The sequence below is a fragment of the Streptomyces sp. BBFR102 genome, assembly GCF_051397025.1.
GTDB lineage: Bacteria > Actinomycetota > Actinomycetes > Streptomycetales > Streptomycetaceae > Streptomyces.
Genome location: NZ_CP195757.1, coordinates 683,903 through 704,018, shown reverse-complemented (window position 1 = coordinate 704,018; position 20,116 = coordinate 683,903). Strand labels below are relative to the sequence as shown.

Below are 20,116 nucleotides of genomic sequence, written 5' to 3'. Positions count from 1 at the left end.
CGCATCGCCGGGGCGTACGTGACCCCGCCGCGGACCCCTAGGGTGACGCCATGAACACGCCGCTCCCCCCACCCGGCTGGTACGTGGACCCCGCCGCGCCGCCACCCGCCGTCGAACGCTGGTGGGACGGCACCGGCTGGACCGCGCACACCCGAGCCCCCGCCACCGGCTCCGCCCCGGGCCCGCCCGCCCCGCCGCCCGGCTCGCCCGTGGCTCCCGACGGCGGCTTCGGCCCGCCGCCCGCCCACGTCCCCCAAGGGGCCTTCGGCCCGCCCGCACCCGCGTCCGCCCCCTCCCACCGCCGCGGCAGGACCGCCGCGCTGGTCGCCGGTGCGGTGGTGGTCGCCGCCTGCGTGGTCGGCGGGGTCGTGCTGCTGGGCGGCGGCGACACCCCGGACGACGCCCGGTCCCCGGCCACCGCGGCCTCCGAGGCAGCCGTCACCCCCACGCCCACCCCGGAGGAGGAGCCGACCCACGCCTCCGACCCCCGGGTACTCACCGACGACCTCAACGGCATCACCCTGCCGGTGCCCGAGGGCTGGACGACCGCCCACACCAGGAGCGTCGGCGACATCGCCATGGTGACCGACCCGTCCTACGACTGCCCCGGCGTCTCCGGCCTCTGCTACCGGGGACGCATCGTCTCGGCCACCCTCACCGGCAGCGACGAGAGCGCCCCCAGGGCCGTCGCCGAGGCCGACATCCCCGACGCCGTGGACGAGCTCTACGACCGCGACACCCTCGGCCGCCGCCCCTACGACGGCGTCACCGCCAGGAGGAAGGCAGCGGCCGGACAGGTCGCGGTGGCCGGACGCGCCGGCTACTACGTGCGGTGGCGGGTCGAAACCGGCGCCGGCGAGGGTGGCTGGGTGCAGTCGCTCGCCTTCCGCTCCTCGGCCGGCAGCGAGGCGATGGTCGTCGTCCGCTTCGCCTTCGACGCCGGCCCCGACGGACCCCCGCTCAGCCTCATCGACACCGTGGTCGAGGGGATCGACCCGATCGGCGCCACCGGCGGCACCGGTGGCGTCGGCGAAGGGCTCACCCCCGCGCCGGGCGGCTGACCCGGCCCGCGAGGATCAGAGGAACGTGCGACCCTCGCCCCGGTACGTCGGCACCGTGTCCACCACGGCGTCCCCGGACACCAGGTGGAGCGCGGCGAACCGCTCGCACAGCTCGCCCGCCTTCGCGTGCCGGAACCACACCTTGTCGCCGATCAGCAGATCGTCGGCGGGCGGCCCGAGCAGCGGAGTCTGCACCTCGCCCGCCCCTTCCCTCGGGTCGTACCGCAGCCCCTCGGGCAGATACGGCACCGGCGAGCGGTCCGCCCCGGCCGCCCCGGACGCCGGATAGCCGCCACCGAGCACCGTCACCACGCCCACCCCGGGCCTGCGCACCACCGGCTGCGCGAAGAGCGCCGCCGGACGCCCGGTGAACGACGTGTAGTGGTCGAACAGGCGCGGCACGAACAGGCCCGAACCGGCCGCGACCTCCGTCACCGCCTCCTCCGCCACCGTGTGCTGCACGCTGCCGGTGCCACCGCCGTTGACGAACTCCAGCTCCGGTACGGCCTCGCGCACCGCCCGCACCACCGCCACCCGGCGGGCCGCCAGCTCCCGCCGCGCCGCCCGCTGCATGAGCCGGATCGCCCGCGACCGCAGCGGACTGCCCGCCACCGCGTCGCCGACGCCCGCCACATGGCCCTCGTACGCCATCAGCCCCACCACCCGGAAACCGGGTCGGCGCGCCACCAGCCGGGCCAGCTCCGCCACCTCGGCGGGGGAGTGCAGGGGCGAGCGGCGCGCCCCCACCCGCACCCGGCCGCCCAGCAGGAGCAGGGAGGTGTCCAGTTCCAGGCAGACCCGGATCTCCTCCGTGCCCGGCCCGCGCGCCTCCTCGATCAGCCGCAGCTGCGCCGGGTCGTCGACCATGACCGTGACCGAGGCCGCCAGCTTCGGGTCGGCCGCCAGCTCCCCGTACCCGTCCCGGTCCGCCGACGGATAGGCCAGCAGTACGTCCTCGACCCCGGAGCGGGCCAGCCACAACGACTCCGCCAGCGTGTAGGCCATCACCCCGGCGAACCCGTCGCGGGCCAGCACCCGTTCCAGCAGCGCCCGGCAGCGCACCGACTTGCTCGCCACCCGGACCGGCTTGCCCGCCGCCCGGCGTACGAGATCCTCGGCGTTGGCGTCGAAGGCGTCCAGGTCCACCAGGGCCAGCGGGGCGTCGAGATGCGCCGTCGCCCGGTCGTACCGGGCGCGGGCGTTGGCGAGGGGCGTCATGCCCGCAGCCTGCCAGAGAGCCCTACCGGGGGGTAGGGGGTGACCAGGGATCTCCCGGTCCGGCCGCGCCCGCCGGGATCATCCGGGCAGAACAGACCCGTCGGCCCCAGCCGTTCCCGCCCCGGCCGCGCCAACCCGTAGAGTGACGCGCACGGAGGGCGCGCGACGGGCCCCAGCCGGGCCGCGTGAGGGAAACGGGGGGCGCATGAGTACGCAGGCACGCCGCCCGGACGTACCGCAGCCCCCGGCCCGCCGCCCGGAGAAACCCGCGTCGGCACCCGCCGGCGCCACCGACCGGACCCCGCCGCGCCCCGCCACCCCGCCCCGGCCCGCAGTCCCGCCCGCCGTACCTCCCGCGCGGCCCCCGGCGGGGGGCGGCGCGCCTGCGCCGGAGCGCCCCGCCCTCCGTACCTTCCCGGCCTTCCCCGCACCCCGTCCGGCCGGTCAGCCCCGGCCCCGCGACCGGCGGCACACCGGTGCCGTCGACCTCACGCCCCGCCCCGGCGCCGGAGCCCCGTTCGCCCCCGCCCCCAGGGGCCCCGAACACGATCAGGCCACCACGCGGCTGCGCCCGGTACCCCGCTCCCCACGCCGTACCGCGGCCGCCGCGGTCTGCCTCGTGCTGGGCCTCGGGCTGGTTGCGGGGGGTGCGGCCGGCACCTGGCTGACCGGTGACCCCGCGGGCGCCCCCGACGGCTTCACGGCGGGCGCCGCCCTGTGGCACGAAGCCCCCGTCGACCGGCTCTTCCCGCCGACGGTGAACGGGAAGAAGGCCGGACCCGGCGGCGCCGACCGCACCTGGACCCGGATCGCGCTCGCCCCCGACAGCGGCTGCGCCAAGGCCCTCGACCCGCTCCTCGCCTCCGTCCTCGAACCGGCCGGCTGCACCCGACTGCTCCGCGCCACCTACACCGACGCCACCCGCAGCGAGGTCGTCACCGTCGGCCTGCTGTTCACCCGCGCGGGCCAACAGGCCATGACCGACCTGCGGACCCGCTTCCGCACCGAGAAGCTCGACCGGCGGCGTGACCTGATGCCCCGCCCCTACGCCGCGAAGGGCACCGCCGCCGAAGGCTTCGGCGACGCCCAGCGCGCCTCGTGGTCCCTGACGGTCCTGGACGACCTGCCGGCCGTCGTCTACGCGGTCAGCGGCTTCGCCGACGGCCGGGAGGTCGCCGAACCGCAGCCGGCCGCCGCCGCCACCGCCGACGGAGCCACCACCGCCCCCGCCCAGGCGGGCCTCGGCCACACCGCGCTCGCCCACACCGAGCGCGCCGCCGCCCGCCTGCGCGCGCTCGCCCACCCCGACACCGAGGAACGGTGACCGTGCCCCGAGCCCGCCGCGCCCTCCTCGCGCCGGCCCTCGCCGTCTGCCTCGCCCTGCTGCCTGCCAGCGCGCACGCCGACGGCATCCGCGCCCAGCAGTGGGGCCTGGAGGCGCTGCACGCCGAGGACGCGTGGCGCACCACCGAGGGCAAGGGCGTCACCGTCGCCGTCCTCGACACCGGCGTCGACGCCGACCACCCCGACCTGGAGCGCAACGTCCTGCCAGGCGAGGACCTCATCGGGTTCGGCGCCGGGCCCGGCGACCGGCCCTGGGCCCGCCACGGCACCGCCATGGCCTCGGTCATCGCCGGCCACGGCCACGGGCCCGACGGCGGCGACGGCGTGATCGGCGTCGCCCCCGAGGCCAAGGTCCTGCCGGTCCGGGTGATCCTGGAGGACGGCGACCCCGCCCGCAAGAAGGCCCGCTCCACCCGGGGCGGCGCGCTCGCCGAGGGCATCCGCTGGGCCGCCGACCAGGGCGCCGACGTCATCAACCTCTCCCTCGGCGACGACAGCGAGTCCGCCCACCCCGAGGCAGCCGAGGACGCCGCCGTCCAGTACGCCCTGAGGAAGGGCGCGGTGGTCGTCGCCTCGGCGGGCAACGGCGGCGAGAAGGGCGACCACGTCTCCTACCCGGCGGCCTACCCGGGCGTCATCGCCGTCACCGCCGTCGACCGGTTCGGCGAACGCGCCGCCTTCTCCACCCGCCGCTGGTACGCCACGGTCAGCGCCCCCGGCGACGACATCGTCCTCGCCGACCCCGACCGCCGCTACTACGAGGGCTGGGGCACCAGCGCCGCCGCGGCCGCCGTCTCCGGCACCGTCGCCCTGGTCCGCGCCGCCCACCCGCACCTCACGCCCGTCCAGATCAAACGGCTCCTGGAGGACACCGCCCGGGACAGTCCCGGCGGAGGCCGCGACGACTCCCGGGGGCGGGGCCTGGTCGACGCCGCCGCGGCCGTCGAGGCCGGGGGGCGACTCGGCCCCGAGAAACGGAAGCCCGCCGCCCACTCCTCCACCCACTTCGGCCCCGGCCCGGGCCCGCACGGCGCGGGCTCCGGCGCCGGCTGGGCCGGGCCCGCCGCCGGGGGCCTCGGGGTGCTGCTGCTGGCCGCCGCCGTCCTGCTCTGGCGTGGCCGCGCGCCGCGGCGCTGAGCCGTCCGGCGCGGGCCCGCCCCCGGCCGGCCCGCCGGAGCCGGGTGGATAGGCTCACGGCGTGGCGAACAAGAACATTCCCGACTCCCCCTTCTCCGACGACGACGGCTCCGCCGACCCCGCGCTGAGCGCCGCGCTGGCCGCCTGGGCCGAGGACCGCAGCCGGCACCGGCCGGTGCTGGAGGCGCTGCGCACCACCCGGCTGCTCGTCCCGGTCGTCGCCGTCCTCGGTGAGAGCGAGGTGGACGAGAGGGGGCTGCGCCGCGAGAAGACCAGCGACATGGCCGTGCCCACCCTCAAGGCCGGCGCGCGCACCGCCCTGCCCGCCTTCACCTCCACCGAATCCCTCGCCCGCTGGGACCCCGGCGCGCGGCCCGTCGCCGTCGCCCTCCACCAGGCCCTGGAGGCGGCCGCGCAGGAGCGCGCCGACACCGTCGTCCTCGACCTCGCCGGACCCGTGCCGTACGAGCTGACCGGACCGGCACTGCGCGCCCTCGCCGAAGGGCGCACCGACCCCGACCCGCTCGCCGACCCGGCCGTCACCGGGAAGGTCCGCGAGGTGCTGGCGGCCGAGCCGGAGGTGGTCCGGGCCCATCTGGCCCGCTCCACCGGCGCCACCGACGGCGTACTGGCGGTGGTGCTGGCCCCCGGCGCCGATCCGGCCACCACTCTGAACCGGATCGCCCGGGCGCTCGCCGCCGCCGAACCGCTCCGCGCCCGCCTGGTCCGCGGCCTCGACCTGGCCGTCCTGCCCGCCACGGCCGACGGACCGGCACAGGAGCCCGTCTACCAGCGCTGACCGGGCCGCCCGCGTACCGCGCGGGCGGGGAGCGGGCTCCGGCGCCGACAGGCAGGGTGGCGGGACCAAGGGGACAATCAGCGAAGAAAACGGAACGAACCATCACGAACCGTTAATCATCGCGAGGTGTGTCCATGTCTACGCGTGCGCTCATATCGGAGTTCACCGGCACCGCGCTGCTGGTGTTCTTCGCCGTCGGGGCGGCGGTCCTCGCCGGCGACTTCATCGGCACGGTCGGTATCGCCCTGGCCTTCGGCTTCGTCCTGCTCGCCCTCTGCTACGCGCTCGGCCCCGTCTCCGGCTGCCACGTCAACCCGGCGGTCACCCTGGGCATGTACACCGCCGGCCGGATCGATCTGCGCTCGGCCGTCGGCTACTGGGTGGCGCAGGTACTGGGCTGCATCGTCGGTGCGGCCGTGCTGTTCCTGCTGGCCAAGCAGGTGCCGGGGCTCGAGACCCACGCGCAGTTCGGCACGAACGGCTTCGGCGACCGCTCGGCGGTCGAGCTGGGGACGGGCGGCGCCTTCCTCGCCGAGGTGGCGCTGACCTTCCTGCTGGTCTTCGTGGTCCTCGCGGTCACCCACCGGGTGGCGGTCATCGGCTTCGACGGCCTGCCCATCGGCCTGGCGCTCGCCGCCATCCACATCGTCGGTATCCCGCTGACCGGCACCTCGGTCAACCCGGCGCGCAGCCTCGGCCCCGCCCTCTTCGCCGGCGGCGCGGCCATCACGCAACTCTGGCTCTTCATCCTGGCGCCCCTGATCGGCGGCGCCCTCGCCGCACTGGCGCACCGCTACACCCACCCGCCGGGCGGCCGTGCGGTGGAGGCCGACGCCGTTGAGTGACCGTAAGGCGCCGCGCGGGAACGCGGAGGGGGCGGGCGCCCTGGGCGCCCGCCCCCTCTCGTGCCGTCCTGCGGCGCCCGGATCAGCCGAAGACCGGCCCGGTGTACTTCTCGCCCGGCCCCTTGCCCGGCTCGTCCGGCACCGCGGACGCCTCGCGGAAGGCGAGCTGGAGGGACTTCAGGCCGTCCCGCAGCGGCGCCGCGTGGAAGGAGCTGATCTCGGTGGCGCCGGCGTCCAGCAGCCCGGCCAGGGCGTGGATGAGCTTGCGGGCCTCGTCGAGGTCCTTGTGGTCCTCGCCGCCCTCGGCCAGCCCCAGGTTGACGGCGGCGGCGCTCATCAGGTGCACGCCCACCGTGGTGATCACCTCGACCGCGGGGACGTCGGCGATGTCGCGGGTCATCTCGTCGAAGCCGGGGGCCTCGCCCGCGGGGGTGGCGTCGCTCATGGCAGCTAGTCTTCTTCCCTTGTTTCCTGGGGGTGCCCGCCCGGCCCGTGGCCCTGCGGAGTCCTCTCCGGTGCGCTCTCGGAGGCGAGGCGCGCGGACCAGCCTAGGCGGTGGCCCGCCACCTGCGGGGGCTGCCCTCGGTCCCGCGCCGGGCCGGACGGAGGGCGGCGCCGACGCTGGTATGCTGGGGAGTCGACCGGCCGGGCACCTGTGTCCGGCCACAAGTGGAGGCTCCGATCTCCCACCTGGCCGCCCTCCGGGCGGCGGGTCACCGGTCAGGCGGCCACACCTTCGGTGCGGCAGGCCCGATGTGCGCCCCGCGTCCACGCGGCGGTGTTCCGGTAGTCCAGGAGCCCCGCGTGTGATCGTCCGGGGCATTTTTCGTGTTCCGGCTCGGTTGGTCTGACGGAAACAGACGTAACGCGGCAGCCCGCCAGGCTGTCGTGTGGTGCTACCGAGGAGGATCCATCAGCGCCGAGCCCCGCATCAACGACCGGATTCGCGTTCCCGAGGTCCGACTTGTCGGTCCCAGCGGCGAGCAGGTCGGCATTGTGCCGCTTGCCAAGGCCCTGGAGCTTGCGCAGGAGTACGACCTCGACCTCGTCGAGGTCGCGGCGACCGCCCGTCCGCCCGTGTGCAAGCTCATGGACTACGGAAAGTTCAAGTACGAGTCGGCCATGAAGGCCCGTGAGGCGCGCAAGAACCAGGCGCACACGGTCATCAAGGAGATGAAGCTCCGGCCGAAGATCGACCCGCACGACTATGACACCAAGAAGGGTCATGTCGTCCGGTTCCTCAAGCAGGGCGACAAGGTCAAGATCACGATCATGTTCCGCGGCCGTGAGCAGTCGCGGCCGGAGCTCGGCTTCCGGCTGCTCCAGCGGCTGGCGGAGGACGTCCAGGACCTCGGGTTCATCGAGTCGAACCCGAAGCAGGACGGCCGCAACATGATCATGGTTCTCGGTCCGCACAAGAAGAAGACCGAGGCGATGGCCGAGGCGCGCGAGGCGCAGGCCGCCCGCAAGGCGGAGCGTCAGGGCCGTACGGCCCAGGACGACGCCGAGGCCGATGCCGACGGCGCCGAGCAGGCCCCTGCCGAGGCATGATCCGGAACGCGAGTTCCGCGATCGCCAACCGACACATATGACGTTCCGGGCCGCCTGTTCGCGAGGACGGGCCCCAGGACGCCACTGACGAGGAGAGAACGGCGCTATGCCGAAGAACAAGTCGCACAGCGGTGCCAGCAAGCGCTTCAAGATCACCGGCTCCGGCAAGGTGCTCCGTGAGCGCGCCGGCAAGCGCCACCTGCTCGAGCACAAGTCGTCCCGTGTGACGCGTCGCCTCACCGGCAACGCCGAGATGGCCCCGGGCGACGCCAAGAAGATCAAGAAGCTTCTCGGCAAGTGACGTCGCGGCCTCCGCCACCACGGAGGCCGGACGCCGGGACCGGGACCAAGTCGAACCGGGCCGTGTGAACACCACCACGGCCCCGCTACAAGGAGTCAACAAGTGGCACGCGTCAAGCGGGCAGTCAACGCCCACAAGAAGCGCCGGGCGATCCTCGAGCAGGCCAGTGGCTACCGCGGCCAGCGGTCGCGCCTGTACCGCAAGGCGAAGGAGCAGGTCACCCACTCCCTCGTCTACAACTACAACGACCGCAAGAAGCGCAAGGGCGACTTCCGCCAGCTGTGGATCCAGCGCATCAACGCCGCTGCCCGCGCCAACGGCGTCACGTACAACCGCTTCATCCAGGGTCTGAAGGCCGCCAACATCGAGGTCGACCGCAAGATCCTCGCCGACCTCGCCGTCAACGACGCCCCGGCCTTCGCCGCGCTCGTCGAGGCCGCCCAGAAGGCGCTGCCGAGCGACGTCAACGCCCCGAAGACCGCCGCCTGATCTCCTTCCCAGGAACAGGCACACCCGTCTTCACCCGGACCCGCAGGCGCCAGCCGCCTGCGGGTCCGGTGCGTCTTTCCGTCCTGACCGCACCCACAGAAGCTGGACCCGAGCCATGGGCACCCCCGAGCTGATCTCCCCGCGTTCCACGCGGGTCACGGCCGCCAAGCGGCTGGCCCGCCGCAACGTCCGCGGCAAGGAGCGCAGATTCCTCGCCGAGGGGCCCCAGGCGGTCCGGGAGGCGCTCGGCCACCGCAGCGGGGGCGAGCCGACCCTGGTGGAACTCTTCACCACGGTGGAGGCGGCCGAGCGGTACGCGGACATCATCGGCGCCGCCCGCGGCGAGGGCGCCCGCGTCCACCTCGCCGACGAGGCCACCATCGCGGAGATCGCCACCACCGTCACCCCGCAGGGGCTGGTCGGCGTCTGCCGCTTCCTCGACACCGCCTTCGACCGGATCACCGCCGCCCGCCCCCGGCTCGTCGCGATCCTGGCCAACGTCCGCGACCCCGGCAACGCCGGAACGGTGCTGCGCTGCGCCGACGCCGCCGGGGCCGACGCCGTGGTGCTGACCGACGCCTCGGTGGACGTCTACAACCCGAAGGCCGTCCGCGCCTCCGTCGGCTCCCTCTTCCACCTGCCGGTCGCCGTCGGCGTACCGGTCGAGGCCGCCGTCGCCGGGCTCCGCGAGGCGGGGGTACGCATCCTCGCCGCCGACGGTGCGGGCGAGGACGACCTCGACACCGAGCTGGACCGCGGCACCATGGGCGGCCCGACCGCCTGGATCTTCGGCAACGAGGCGTGGGGCCTGCCCGAGGAGACCAGGGCACTCGCCGACGCCGTCGTCCGCGTCCCCATCCACGGCCGGGCCGAGTCGCTCAACCTCGCGACCGCCGCCGCCGTCTGCCTCTACGGCTCGGCGCGCGCCCAGCGCCACGGCTGACCGGCACCGGGCGGGCACTCGGGGGGAGAGGCCCATGCGCGACGCGCTGACCGAAGGCGGCTGGGCCCTGGCGGCCGGCATGCTCGTCGTCCTGCTCGCCCTGGCGCTTCAGGGCCGCGCGACCCGTCCGTGGTGGCGGGCCCGGGCTGAGCGCTCCGCGCGGGCCCGCCACCCCCGGGAACTGCGGCGCGCCGCCGACATGGCCATCGCCGCCGCCCGCCGGGCCGCGGGCCCCGGTGAGCCCGCCGTGGTGCGCGTCGCCGCCGTGTGCGAGGTGGCGGCCGGCCACTTCGGGCACCGGTACGTGAGCCACCCGGAGGCCGCCGCCGCGCTCCGCGAGCGGTACGAGCGGGCCGGCTGCGCCCGCGACTGCGTGACCGACGCCTACGACCGGCCCTGACGCGACCCCGACCATCCGCGCCCGCCGCGCGCCCTGGTGTGCGCCGATCTGCGCCCCTGGTGCGCCCCTGCGCGGAGTGGATGTCCCCGCCGGGAACAGTAGAGTGGCCAACTCGGGGGCCCGCAGCACGGGTTCGCAGCCCCGAGCAGTTCGGGAGGCCGCTGCGGTACGGGCGTCCGGGGGGGCTCCGTATGGCGCCCACGGTGCCCGGCGGGCTCTCACCGCACCGGACCCGACGGACACCGCACAGGACTTGACGGACACGCCCGAGCGGCCCGAGAGGTGGGATACGGGGATGGCAGCCGGTTCGAGTGAACCGCCAGCGCCGCGCGGTACGACGCGCGACCACGGCACCGGCGGACCGGCGCTCGCGCCCGACGACCTGCCCGACGGCCTGGTCGTGGCCGACCACCGCGGCCGCGTCGTCTGCTTCAATCGCGCCGCCGCCCGGATCTGCGTCGTCCGCGCCGACGACGTCCTCGGCCTCCCGCTGGAGAAGGCCCTGCCGCTGGAGGACCTGAAGGGCCGCCGCTGGTGGGCGCTGACCGATCCCTTCGGCGGCCTCGCCATCCGCGGCGGCCAGCCCGAGCGGAACCTCCTGCTCCCTGGAGGCCGCGAGGTGCTGGTCAGCGCCCGCTACGTGCGCGAGGAGCCGCTGGGTCCGGTCAGCCGGGTCGTCGTCAGCCTCCGCGACACCGAGGCCCGGCGGCGTACCGAGCGCAGCCACGCCGAGCTGATCGCCACCGTCGCCCACGAATTACGCTCGCCGCTGACCAGCGTCAAGGGCTTCACCGCGACCCTGCTGGCCAAATGGGACCGGTTCACCGACGACCAGAAGCGGCTCATGCTGGAGACCGTCGACGCCGACGCTGGCCGGGTCACCCGGCTCATCGCCGAACTGCTCGACATCTCCCGCATCGACTCCGGGCGCCTGGAGGTCCGCCGCCAGCCGGTCGACCTCGCCGCCGCCGTCGGCCGCCACGTGCACGCCCTGGTCGCCGCCGGCCAGCCGCCGGAGCGTTTCCTCGTCCGGCTGCACCGGCCGCTGCCCGCCCTCTGGGCCGACCCCGACAAGATCGACCAGATCCTCAGCAACCTCCTGGAAAACGCCGTGCGCCACGGGGAGGGTACTGTCACCATCGACGTGGCACCCGCGCCCCTGAAGAACGACACCGAAGGAACAGCTGTCACCGTGAGCGACGAAGGACCCGGCATCCCCGAGGAATCGGTGAACCGCGTCTTCACCCGCTTCTGGCGCGGCAGCAGGCGCGGCGGCACCGGCCTCGGCCTGTACATCGTCAAGGGCATCGTCGAGGCCCACGGCGGAACCATCAGCGTGGAGCGCGCCCGCGGCGGCGGCGCCCGGTTCCGATTTACGTTGCCCGTGGCGGCACCGGCCTACCTGGCCTGACCCCCGCCCCGGGCGCCCCGAGGCCCCGCCCCCGTACCGGCCGCGTCCCTCGGCGCAGCCCCGGGTCCGGGGGAAGGACCTCCAGCTCACCCCCGTTAGACTCGGTCTCCGGCACATTTTTGCGCCCTTGGCCTCTGCGGGGACCCACAGCCAGGCCCCACCATCCGGTACCCCGCGCCCGCGACACGTACCGGGCGCGGGGCGGAGCAATCGGAAGCACGGGAAGAGATGTCGGCACCGAACAAGTCGTACGACCCAGTAGAGGTCGAGGCACTGAAACCGGAAAACATCGAGCGCATGCGGGACGAGGCGCTCGCCGCCTTCGCCGCCGCGGCGGACCTCGACGCCCTCGCGCAGGCCAAGACCGCGCACGCCGGCGGCACCTCGCCGCTGTCGCTGGCCAACCGGGAGATCGGCGCCCTGCCCCCGCAGGCCAAGGCTGAGGCGGGCAAGCGCGTCGGCATGGCCCGCGGCCAGGTCAACAAGGCCCTCGCCGCCCGGCAGGCCGTTCTGGAGGCCGAGCGCGACGAGCGGGTCCTGGTCGAGGAGGCGGTGGACGTCACGCTGCCGTACGACCGCGTCCCGGCCGGCGCGCGCCACCCGCTGACCACGATGATGGAGCGGGTCGCCGACGTCTTCGTCGGCATGGGGTACGAGATCGCCGAAGGGCCCGAGGCCGAGGCCGAGTGGTTCAACTTCGACGCGCTCAACTTCACCCCGGACCACCCGGCCCGGCAGATGCAGGACACCTTCTTCGTCCGCGGTGAGGGCCAGAAGCCCGGCTCCCGTGAGGACGAGTCCGGCATCGTGCTGCGCACCCACACCTCGCCGGTGCAGGCCCGCACCCTGCTGGACCGCGAGCCGCCCGTGTACGTCGTCTGCCCCGGCCGGGTCTACCGGACCGACGAGCTGGACGCCACGCACACCCCGGTCTTCCACCAGATCGAGCTGCTCGCCGTCGACGAGGGCCTGACCATGGCCGACCTCAAGGGCACCCTCGACCACATGGTCCAGGCGCTCTTCGGCCCGGACATGAAGACCCGGCTGCGCCCCAACTTCTTCCCCTTCACCGAGCCGTCCGCCGAGATGGACATGGTCTGCTACGTCTGCCGCGGCGCCTCCGTCGGCAACCCGGAGCGGCCCTGCCGCACCTGCGGCAGCGAGGGCTGGATCGAGCTGGGCGGCTGCGGCATGGTCAACCCGAAGGTCCTGGTGGCCTGCGGTGTCGACCCCGAGAAGTACAGCGGATTCGCCTTCGGGTTCGGCATCGAACGAATGCTGATGTTCCGCCACAACGTCGAAGACATGCGAGACATGGTCGAGGGTGACATCCGGTTCACCCGGCCGTTCGGGATGGAGATCTGATGCGGGTCCCGCTTTCCTGGCTGCGGGAGTACGTCGACCTCCCCGCCACCGAGACCGGCCGTGACGTGCAGGCCAAGCTGGTCGCCGCCGGCCTTGAGGTCGAGACGGTCGAGCAGCTCGGCGCCGGACTCACCGGCCCCCTCGTCGTCGGCGAGGTGCTGACCATCGAGGAGCTGGAGGGGTTCAAGAAGCCCATCCGCTTCTGCACCGTCGACGTCGGCACCGCCAACGGCACCGGCGCGCCGCAGGAGATCGTCTGCGGCGCCCGGAACTTCGCCGTCGGCGACAAGGTCGTCGTCGTGCTCCCGGGCGCGGTCCTCCCCGGCGACTTCGCCATCGCCGCCCGCAAGACCTACGGCAAGGTCTCGCACGGCATGATCTGCTCCAGCGACGAGCTGGGCATGGGCGCGGACGGCGACGGCATCATCGTGCTGCCCCCGGAGTACGAGCCGGGCTCCGACGCGATCGAGCTGCTGGAGCTGGTCGACGAGGTCCTCGACATCGCCGTCACCCCCGACCGGGGCTACTGCCTGTCGATGCGCGGCGTCGCCCGCGAGACCGCCACCGCCTACGGCCTGCCGCTGCGCGACCCGGCCCTCCTCGACGTCCCCGGCCCCAACGCCGAGGGCCACCCCGTCGAGGTCGCCGACCCCTTCGGCTGCGACCGCTTCACCGCCCGCACCGTCAGCGGCCTCGACCCCGAGGCCCGCTCGCCGATCTGGCTGCGCCGCCGCCTCCAGAAGGCCGGTATGCGGCCCATCTCGCTCGCCGTCGACATCACCAACTACGTGATGCTCGAACTGGGCCAGCCGCTGCACGCCTACGACCGCTCCCGCGTCCAGGGCGCCCTCGGCGTCCGCCGTGCCGAGCCCGGCGAGAAGCTCACCACCCTCGACGGAGTCCGCCGCACCCTCGACCCCGAGGACCTCGTCATCACCGACGAGCGCGGCGTCATCGGCCTCGCCGGGGTCATGGGCGGTGCCGACACCGAGATCGCCGACGCGGTCCCGGACCCGGAGACCGGCCGCGTCTCGGGCACCACCGAGGTGGTGATCGAGGCCGCGCACTTCGAGCCGATCGCCATCGCGCGCGCCGCCCGCCGCCACAAGCTGCCCTCCGAGGCGTCCAAGCGCTTCGAGCGCGGCGTCGACCCGCTGGCGGCCTCCGCCGCCGCCCAGCGCACCGTCGACCTGCTGGTGCTGCTCGCGGGCGGCACCGCGGGCGCCGGGGTCACCGAGGTCATCGCGCCCTCCGCCCCGCACACCGTCGCGATGCCCGCCGACCACCCCGCCAAGGTGGCCGGAGTCGCCTACGACCGAGAGACCGTCGTCCGCCGCCTCCAGCAGGTCGGCTGCGACGTCCACGGCCAGGACGACCTGGTCGTCACCGTCCCCTCCTGGCGCCCCGACCTGCGCGCCCCCAACGACCTCGCCGAGGAGGTCATCCGGCTTGAGGGGTACGAGAACCTCCCCTCCACCCTGCCGAAGCCGCCCGCCGGGCGCGGCCTCACCGACCGCCAGCGGCTGCACCGCCGCATCGGCCGCGCGCTGGCCGGGGCGGGTTACACCGAGGCGCTGAACTACCCGTTCATCTCCGAGCAGGTCCTCGACCAGCTCGGCCTCGCCGCCGACGACCCGGCCCGCCGCGTCGTCACCCTGGTCAACCCGCTCTCCGACGAGGAGCCGGCGCTGCGCACCACGCTGCTGCCCGGCCTGCTCGGCGCGCTCCGCCGCAACGACGGCCGCGGCAGCCACGACCTGGCCCTCTTCGAGACCGGCCTGGTCTTCCACCCGAGCGGACATCCGGCCGTCGCCGAGCGGCTGCCGGTCGACCACCGGCCCACCGACGAGCAGCTCGCCAGGGTCACGGAGGCCCTGCCCGTCCAGCCCCGGCACGCCGCCGTCGTCCTCGCGGGCGCCCGCGAGCAGGCCGGCTGGTGGGGCGAGGGGCGCCCGGCGAACTGGGCCGACGCCGTCGAGGCGGCCCGCCTGATCGCCCGCGAGTCCGGCACCGAGCTGCTGGTCCGCGCCGGCCAGTACGGCCCGTGGCACCCCGGCCGCTGCGCCGAACTGGCCGTGGTGATCGACGGTGACGAGCGCGTCGTCGGCCACGCCGGCGAGCTGCACCCGCGCGTCCTGAAGGCGCTGGGCCTGCCCGTGCGCACCTGCGCCATGGAGATCGACCTGGACGCCGTCGAGGCGGCGGGCACCGGCACCGTCGAGGCGCCGCGCATCGCCACCTTCCCGGTCGCCACCCAGGACGTCGCCCTCGTCGTCGACGCCGGGGTCCCCGCCGCCGAGGTGGAGGCCGTGCTGCGCGAAGGCGCGGGCGAACTGCTCGAATCCATCCGCCTCTTCGACGTCTTCACCGGCGAACAGCTCGGCGAGGGCCGCAAGTCGCTCGCCTACGCGCTGCGTTTCCGCGCCGCCGACCGGACGCTGACCGTCGAGGAGGCCAGCGCCGCCCGCGACGCCGCCGTCGCCCTCGCGGCCGAGCGCACCGGCGCCGCCCTGCGCGGAGCCTGACGGAGAAGGGTGCCCCGGCAGGCCCGGGGCACCCCGCCCGGCGTACCTCCCGTCCCACCGGACGGTGGTACGCCGACGAGGAGGGACCTGCCCGGCGGTCCGGGCAGGTCCCTCACTCGTTCGAGTGGGAACCCGCGCCACCTCGGCCGCGTCGCGACCGCCGCCGGACACAATCAGTCCGGCCGAAGGGGTGGGCCCCACCGGGTACGGTGCGCGGTGCACCGGCTCTCCGACCCCCGGCCACCCCTCAGGGAGGCCGTCGGATGTTCCGTACCAAGCCTGGCAGCCGCGCCGCGCGGCCCCGAGCGGCCGGCACAGACCGGCCGGCCAGGCACCACCCCCTCACCTCCCTCGCCCCTGCCCTGCTCTGGGGCGCCGTCGTCCTCGGCTACAAGTACGCCTGCCCCTTCGCCCAGCGCGACGATCTGCCGACCCGGATCGCCACCAGCACCATCCTCTTCGTGGTCGGCGCCGTACTGATCGTCCGCATCCACCGCAGCCTGCTGCGGGACCTGCGGCGGATCGACGAGGTGGCCGGAGCCGCCCAGGGCGTCCTGCTCCGCCCGATCCCCGCCCGCCTGGACGGCCTGACCCTGGCCGCCCGCCGCTTCTCCGCCCATCCGGCCGCGACCGTCGGCGGCGACCTCTACGAGGCGGTCGCCACCGACCACGGCGTACGCGTCGTCATCGGGGACGTCCGAGGCTCCGGACTGAACGCCATCGGCACCGTCGCCACCGTCCTCGGCAGCTTCCGCGAGGCCGCCCACGACGAACCGGCCCTCGGCGGCGTGCTGCGCCGACTGGACCGTGCCCTCGCCCGCGACCTGCGCCGCCGCGCCCGCCTGGAACATCCCTCAGGTGCCCCTGCCGAGCCCGGGCACCCGCTGGCCGAGGAGTTCGTGACCCTGCTCCTGCTGGAGATCCGCCCCGACGGCACCCTCCTCACCGTCAACTGCGGCCACCCCTGGCCCCACCTGCTCTCGGCCGGTGCAGAGCCTCTCAGCGGCGCCGACCCACTGCCACCGCTGGGTCCCTTCCCGCTCCCTGCCGACCTCCCGGTCCGCCACTGCGGCCGGCTCCTCCCCGGCCAGGCCCTGGTCCTGCACACCGACGGTGTCGAGGACGCCCGCGACCCGTCGGGCCGCTTCTTCCCTCTCGTGGACACCCTCTGCTCCATCGCGAGCCGCCCGTTCACGGCGCAGACGGCGGCCACCGAGATCCGTGCGGCCCTGGTCGACCACCGTCAGGGGCCGCCCACCGACGACGCGGCCGTCCTGGTCCTGTGCTCGGAAGGGTCCCGGACGGTGCCGCCCCAGGGAAGCGGGCGCGAGCCCTGGTCGGCGGCGGAGCCGTCGGTGCAGTGAGACGGTCCCGCCGGTTCCGCAGGAAACAGGGACGGTCCCGCCCCGGCCAAGTGCGAAAAGCGGCGCCGATGAGAGGAACCGAGGAGTTCCGCTCATAGCGGCAACCGTCCACGGTGAGGCCCGGCCGAGAGAGGCGTGCCCGTGCGCACCAGAGGCATCTACTGCGACGCCGGATTCGTCCACCCCGGCAGCGACTCGCGGACGACGCCTTCCCGCGAGACGCGGTGCGGCTACGCGCTCCGGCTGACCCGCGCCTGCGAGCGCGACGAGCACGGCCAGGCGGTGTGCGTGCGCGAGCTGCTGGAGATGTTCGACAACGAGGCGTCGAAAGCGCCTTCGTCTTCCTCTTCGCTCTCGACGACCTGCCGCACCCGGCAACGTTCGCCCTCTACTGGGCTGCGGTGAAAGTCGGGTGCGAGGCGTCCTGCCCATGCGCATCATGTGGATCATGACTGTGTACGCCGACGAACCTGCCCGGCTCGGTGAGAGTCGTCTGCCTGATGGACGGTTGCTTGGCTGGGCCGAGTGGGGGCCGTCGGGCGGGGTGCCCGTTCTGCTGTGTCCGGGCGCGGCTACGAGCCGGTGGCTCGGCTTCGGCGCAGGGGTCGTTGAGGCGCTGGGAGTGCGCCTTGTCTCCGTGGACCGCCCGGGGCTTGGCGCCTCGACACCTGCGCCCGGCCGGTCCTTCTCCGATTTCGCCGGTGATGTTCGGCGACTCTGCGGGCTGCGGGGGCTGGGGCGTCCGGCTGTGGTCGGGAACTCGCAAGGCGCGCCGTTCGCTCTCGCCTGCGCCGAGAAGGGCGTGGCCTCGGTGCTGGCTGTCGTCTCCGGCGCCGACGAGGTCGCCGCGCCGGAGTTCGCTCCGGCTCTGCCAAAGGAACTGCGTGGCCTGGTCGAGCAGACCGCGTGCGACCCGGTCGGTGCCGAGGAGTTCTTCGCAGGCTTCACCGCGGACGCGATGTGGGACATGGTCGTGGAAGGGAGTCCGCGGTGCGACCTCGCCGTGTATCGGGAGCCCGGTTTCGCGGAGATCTACCGCAGGGCCATGGACGAAGCCTTTGTCCAGGGCGCTGGTGGTTACGCCCGCGACACGGTCCTGGCCATGGGGCGGTGGCCTTTCGCTCTCGACGAGATCACTGTCCCCGTCGAGATCTGGTACGGCGAACGGGACACCAGCCACTCGCCCGACAACGGAGCACTGCTCGCCACCCGTATCCCCGGCGCGATTCACCGTGTCGTACCGGGGACCGGCGGTGCGCTGCTGTGGACACATGCCGAGTCGATCCTCACTTCGCTTCTCGAGAAGGCCGCGACCGGCCGGTAGGCGACAGGCCCGTGGCAGGGTCGGGGCGTGAGGTGTGCGCTGTGCTGGAAGACTGGTCTCCGTCAAGCGCGCGGGTGGCAGGACAGGTGCGGGTGCGGGAGATCGACGGCGGCGAAGGCCGGCGGCCGTTGCGGATCATCCGCGGGGCACCGGATCAAGAAGATCCAGCACGATCGCCGCTACATCATCCGGCGAAACCGCCACGCCGACGATGTACGCCGCGGCGCGGGGGTCCGCAGGGGCAACCCTGCCTGATGCGGCTCCAGGTGGTCAGCCTCTCGCCCCTTCGCCCGTTCCCGGCGATCGGTGCGACACCGGCCTTGTGCGCGCGAAGGCCGCCCCTGCGCGATGGAAGGGGCGGCCTTGGTGTTTCGCCTGCTTTCGCACCCGTCGGGCCCGGCCTGGTGCGGGCCCGTCCGGGTCACTGATACGCGTAGAACCCCGACCCCGTCTTGCGGCCGAGCCGGCCCGCGTCGACCATGCGCTGGAGCAGCGGGGGAGCGGCGTACAGGGGCTCCTTGTACTCGGCGTACAACTGGTCGGCGCTGCTTGTAGCCCTGTGACCTGCGGTTTCGTCGGTTGTGCGGCGGCTTTGCCAGCGCCAGGGACTTCTCGGGGACTTTCGATCCTGCATCACACGAGCCACGTATCCATCGCGGCCAGCCCGCGCTTGCCCGCGCCAGGCATGAAGTGAGCGTAGTAGTCGAGCGTGACCTTCGGGGAGGAGTGTCCCAGCCAGGTCGCCACGCTCACGATGGACTCGCCGGCCTCCAGCTGCACACTCGCGAAGGTGTGGCGCAGGACGTGGAACATGTCCGGCCGTGAACGCTCGTAGACGGGGTGGAGGCGGACGCGGGAACCGTAACTCTCCGCCTTCTCGCCGACCTGGCGCAGAACCCCTGCGGCTACGAGAGCGGGCTTCCAGCTGCGCTCGTTCCAAGTCCCGGGATTGATCCGAAGCCCGTGGGAGGTGCTCAGCACGAGTCGAACGGTGATCGGCTTGCGCTGACGCTCTTCCAACTCGGTCGCCGGCGACTCAGGATTGCGCCACGGCAGGGTGCACTCGACCGGCGGGAAGAGCTGGAAGTGGAGCCGGACGCGGCGGGCGAGGTTCGGCGGAAGGGGAACATCACGGGTCTTGCGGCCCTTGGGGAGGCAGAAGTACGGCCGCCCTTTCCCGTCCCAGCGGAGTTGGCGCCGTATGTGGACCACCTCCGACCTGAAGTCGAAGTCCTCTTCCGCGAGGCCGAGCGCCTCGCCTTGGCGAACTCCGAGTGCGAGCCCGAGGTCCACGGCGATCCGGTACCGCTCCTGTAGACCCTCCCGCACCGCGTCGACTGTGGTTCGAGACCACGCCTTCGCCTTCTTGTCGACCGGCTTGGGCCGTTTGATCGATCGATGGGCAGCGATGGGACTCTTCAGCAGGCGCTTGTCATCAACAGCGGCGTTCAGGATGGTGGTGAGGTGTATCCATATGATCTCGGCGGAAGACTCCTCGACTCGAGAGAGCAAGTCGGCCCTGAACCGACGAAGGGCCGAGGCGTCGATTTCACGCAGAGGATACGAACCGAGCAGGGGAATCAGGTGGTTCCAGATCCGGCTCCGCATGGGGCCCGCAGTTGACGGCTCATCCGTTCGACTGGGCCACCAGTGGTCGACGATGTAATCGGTGAGCAAGATGGCGCCATTCCGCGGGTCGACGAAGTCGCCCCTGCTGGAGTCCGTCTGAGCCTCAGCGAGCCAGCGTTTGGCGTCCTCGCTGGTGTCGAAGGACCTGTCCTGGATACCAGGAATGCCCTTGACTCGGTACCGCTTCCCCTTCCCCCAAATGGAAGTACGCTCTCGCTTGCCGGTCGCCTTGTCCGGCCTCTTTTTGAGCCAACGATCCTCGATGTAGCCCGTCATGAGGGCCTCCTACCTGTGCGAATTATGCGTTCCGGGTGCTTGACGGTGTTGGGAACGCTTCTTCGCGACAGGTCATATCCCGCTGTGGCAGTCGGAATTGATGTCGGTTTGGAGTCGATGCTCTGTGCTGCCGT

19 protein-coding genes and 1 pseudogene are annotated in these 20,116 nt (G+C 73.6%); 16 read left to right on the top strand and 4 right to left on the bottom strand.

The features are described 5' to 3' along the window. Positions 1-50: 50 nt before the first annotated feature. Positions 51-1,061 (top strand): DUF2510 domain-containing protein, encoded by a 1,011-nt coding sequence (locus tag ACSLIC_RS03240; RefSeq protein ID WP_436736143.1) that lies wholly within the window; start codon positions 51-53, stop codon positions 1,059-1,061. A gap of 15 nt (positions 1,062-1,076) precedes the next feature. Here ACSLIC_RS03240 and ACSLIC_RS03235 read toward each other — a convergent pair whose 3' ends face one another. Next, on the bottom strand, positions 1,077-2,279 hold the full coding sequence (locus ACSLIC_RS03235; protein WP_436736142.1) for an alanine racemase: 1,203 nt from the start codon (positions 2,277-2,279) through the stop codon (positions 1,077-1,079). A 205-nt stretch (positions 2,280-2,484) separates the two neighbouring features. On the opposite strand from ACSLIC_RS03235, the gene ACSLIC_RS03230 reads away from it, so the two are divergent. The 4 genes from ACSLIC_RS03230 (at position 2,485) to ACSLIC_RS03215 (ending at position 6,404) form a co-directional block, all read left to right on the top strand. Beyond that, positions 2,485-3,603 (top strand): hypothetical protein, encoded by a 1,119-nt coding sequence (locus ACSLIC_RS03230; RefSeq protein WP_436736141.1) that lies wholly within the window; start codon positions 2,485-2,487, stop codon positions 3,601-3,603. Further along, positions 3,600-4,760, top strand: coding sequence for a type VII secretion-associated serine protease mycosin (mycP, locus tag ACSLIC_RS03225; protein WP_436736140.1), 1,161 nt, complete (start codon positions 3,600-3,602; stop codon positions 4,758-4,760). The genes ACSLIC_RS03230 and mycP overlap by 4 nt, the downstream gene beginning before the upstream one ends. A 61-nt stretch (positions 4,761-4,821) precedes the next feature. Then, entirely contained in the window at positions 4,822-5,559 is a 738-nt protein-coding gene (locus ACSLIC_RS03220) for an SseB family protein (protein ID WP_436736139.1), read from the top strand. A 134-nt stretch (positions 5,560-5,693) separates the two neighbouring features. Next, positions 5,694-6,404, top strand: a complete 711-nt coding sequence (locus ACSLIC_RS03215) for an MIP family channel protein (protein ID WP_436736138.1) — start codon at positions 5,694-5,696, stop codon at positions 6,402-6,404. Between the two features lie 82 nt (positions 6,405-6,486). Here ACSLIC_RS03215 and ACSLIC_RS03210 read toward each other — a convergent pair whose 3' ends face one another. After that, positions 6,487-6,849 (bottom strand): DUF1844 domain-containing protein, encoded by a 363-nt coding sequence (locus ACSLIC_RS03210; RefSeq protein ID WP_383180481.1) that lies wholly within the window; start codon positions 6,847-6,849, stop codon positions 6,487-6,489. Between the two features lie 443 nt (positions 6,850-7,292). Here ACSLIC_RS03210 and infC point away from each other — a divergent pair, with 443 nt between their 5' ends. The 11 genes from infC to ACSLIC_RS03155 all read left to right on the top strand — a co-directional run bounded on the left by infC (position 7,293) and on the right by ACSLIC_RS03155 (position 18,077). Continuing rightward, positions 7,293-7,955 carry a translation initiation factor IF-3 gene (infC, locus tag ACSLIC_RS03205; protein ID WP_436736137.1) on the top strand — a complete coding sequence of 221 codons (663 nt, stop codon included), beginning with the start codon at positions 7,293-7,295 and terminating at the stop codon, positions 7,953-7,955. A 106-nt stretch (positions 7,956-8,061) separates the two neighbouring features. Next, positions 8,062-8,256 carry a 50S ribosomal protein L35 gene (gene rpmI / locus ACSLIC_RS03200; protein ID WP_019065473.1) on the top strand — a complete coding sequence of 65 codons (195 nt, stop codon included), beginning with the start codon at positions 8,062-8,064 and terminating at the stop codon, positions 8,254-8,256. 102 nt (positions 8,257-8,358) lie between these two features. Continuing rightward, the gene (gene rplT / locus ACSLIC_RS03195) at positions 8,359-8,745 is read left to right on the top strand and encodes a 50S ribosomal protein L20 (RefSeq protein ID WP_003947155.1); all 387 of its coding nucleotides are present in this window, start codon (positions 8,359-8,361) and stop codon (positions 8,743-8,745) included. 115 nt (positions 8,746-8,860) lie between these two features. After that, positions 8,861-9,688 carry a TrmH family RNA methyltransferase gene (locus ACSLIC_RS03190; protein WP_436736136.1) on the top strand — a complete coding sequence of 276 codons (828 nt, stop codon included), beginning with the start codon at positions 8,861-8,863 and terminating at the stop codon, positions 9,686-9,688. A 34-nt stretch (positions 9,689-9,722) separates the two neighbouring features. Further along, the gene (locus tag ACSLIC_RS03185) at positions 9,723-10,088 is read left to right on the top strand and encodes a hypothetical protein (RefSeq protein ID WP_436736135.1); all 366 of its coding nucleotides are present in this window, start codon (positions 9,723-9,725) and stop codon (positions 10,086-10,088) included. A gap of 295 nt (positions 10,089-10,383) precedes the next feature. Next, positions 10,384-11,499: an ATP-binding protein gene (locus ACSLIC_RS03180; protein WP_436736134.1), complete on the top strand. Its 1,116-nt coding sequence runs from the start codon at positions 10,384-10,386 to the stop codon at positions 11,497-11,499. A 228-nt stretch (positions 11,500-11,727) separates the two neighbouring features. Next, a complete protein-coding gene (gene pheS / locus ACSLIC_RS03175; protein ID WP_353774123.1) occupies positions 11,728-12,864 on the top strand; it encodes a phenylalanine--tRNA ligase subunit alpha in 1,137 nt (378 codons plus the stop codon). Continuing rightward, positions 12,864-15,389: a phenylalanine--tRNA ligase subunit beta gene (pheT, locus tag ACSLIC_RS03170; RefSeq protein WP_436736133.1), complete on the top strand. Its 2,526-nt coding sequence runs from the start codon at positions 12,864-12,866 to the stop codon at positions 15,387-15,389. The genes pheS and pheT overlap by 1 nt, the downstream gene beginning before the upstream one ends. A gap of 263 nt (positions 15,390-15,652) precedes the next feature. Then, complete coding sequence (locus ACSLIC_RS03165; protein ID WP_436736132.1) at positions 15,653-16,753, top strand: PP2C family protein-serine/threonine phosphatase; 1,101 nt, start codon at positions 15,653-15,655, stop codon at positions 16,751-16,753. Between the two features lie 141 nt (positions 16,754-16,894). Further along, positions 16,895-17,158, top strand: coding sequence for a hypothetical protein (locus tag ACSLIC_RS03160; RefSeq protein WP_436736131.1), 264 nt, complete (start codon positions 16,895-16,897; stop codon positions 17,156-17,158). Positions 17,159-17,201: 43 nt separating this feature from the next. Then, entirely contained in the window at positions 17,202-18,077 is an 876-nt protein-coding gene (locus tag ACSLIC_RS03155) for an alpha/beta fold hydrolase (protein ID WP_436740261.1), read from the top strand. 421 nt (positions 18,078-18,498) lie between these two features. On the opposite strand, the pseudogene ACSLIC_RS03150 reads toward ACSLIC_RS03155, so the two are convergent. Both ACSLIC_RS03150 and ACSLIC_RS03145 read right to left on the bottom strand, forming a co-directional pair. Then, positions 18,499-18,627 (bottom strand): annotated as a pseudogene (locus ACSLIC_RS03150) (3-hydroxyacyl-CoA dehydrogenase family protein); the annotation flags it as partial. An 83-nt stretch (positions 18,628-18,710) separates the two neighbouring features. Then, positions 18,711-19,982, bottom strand: a complete 1,272-nt coding sequence (locus ACSLIC_RS03145; RefSeq protein ID WP_436736130.1) for a tyrosine-type recombinase/integrase — start codon at positions 19,980-19,982, stop codon at positions 18,711-18,713. Positions 19,983-20,116: the final 134 nt, after the last annotated feature.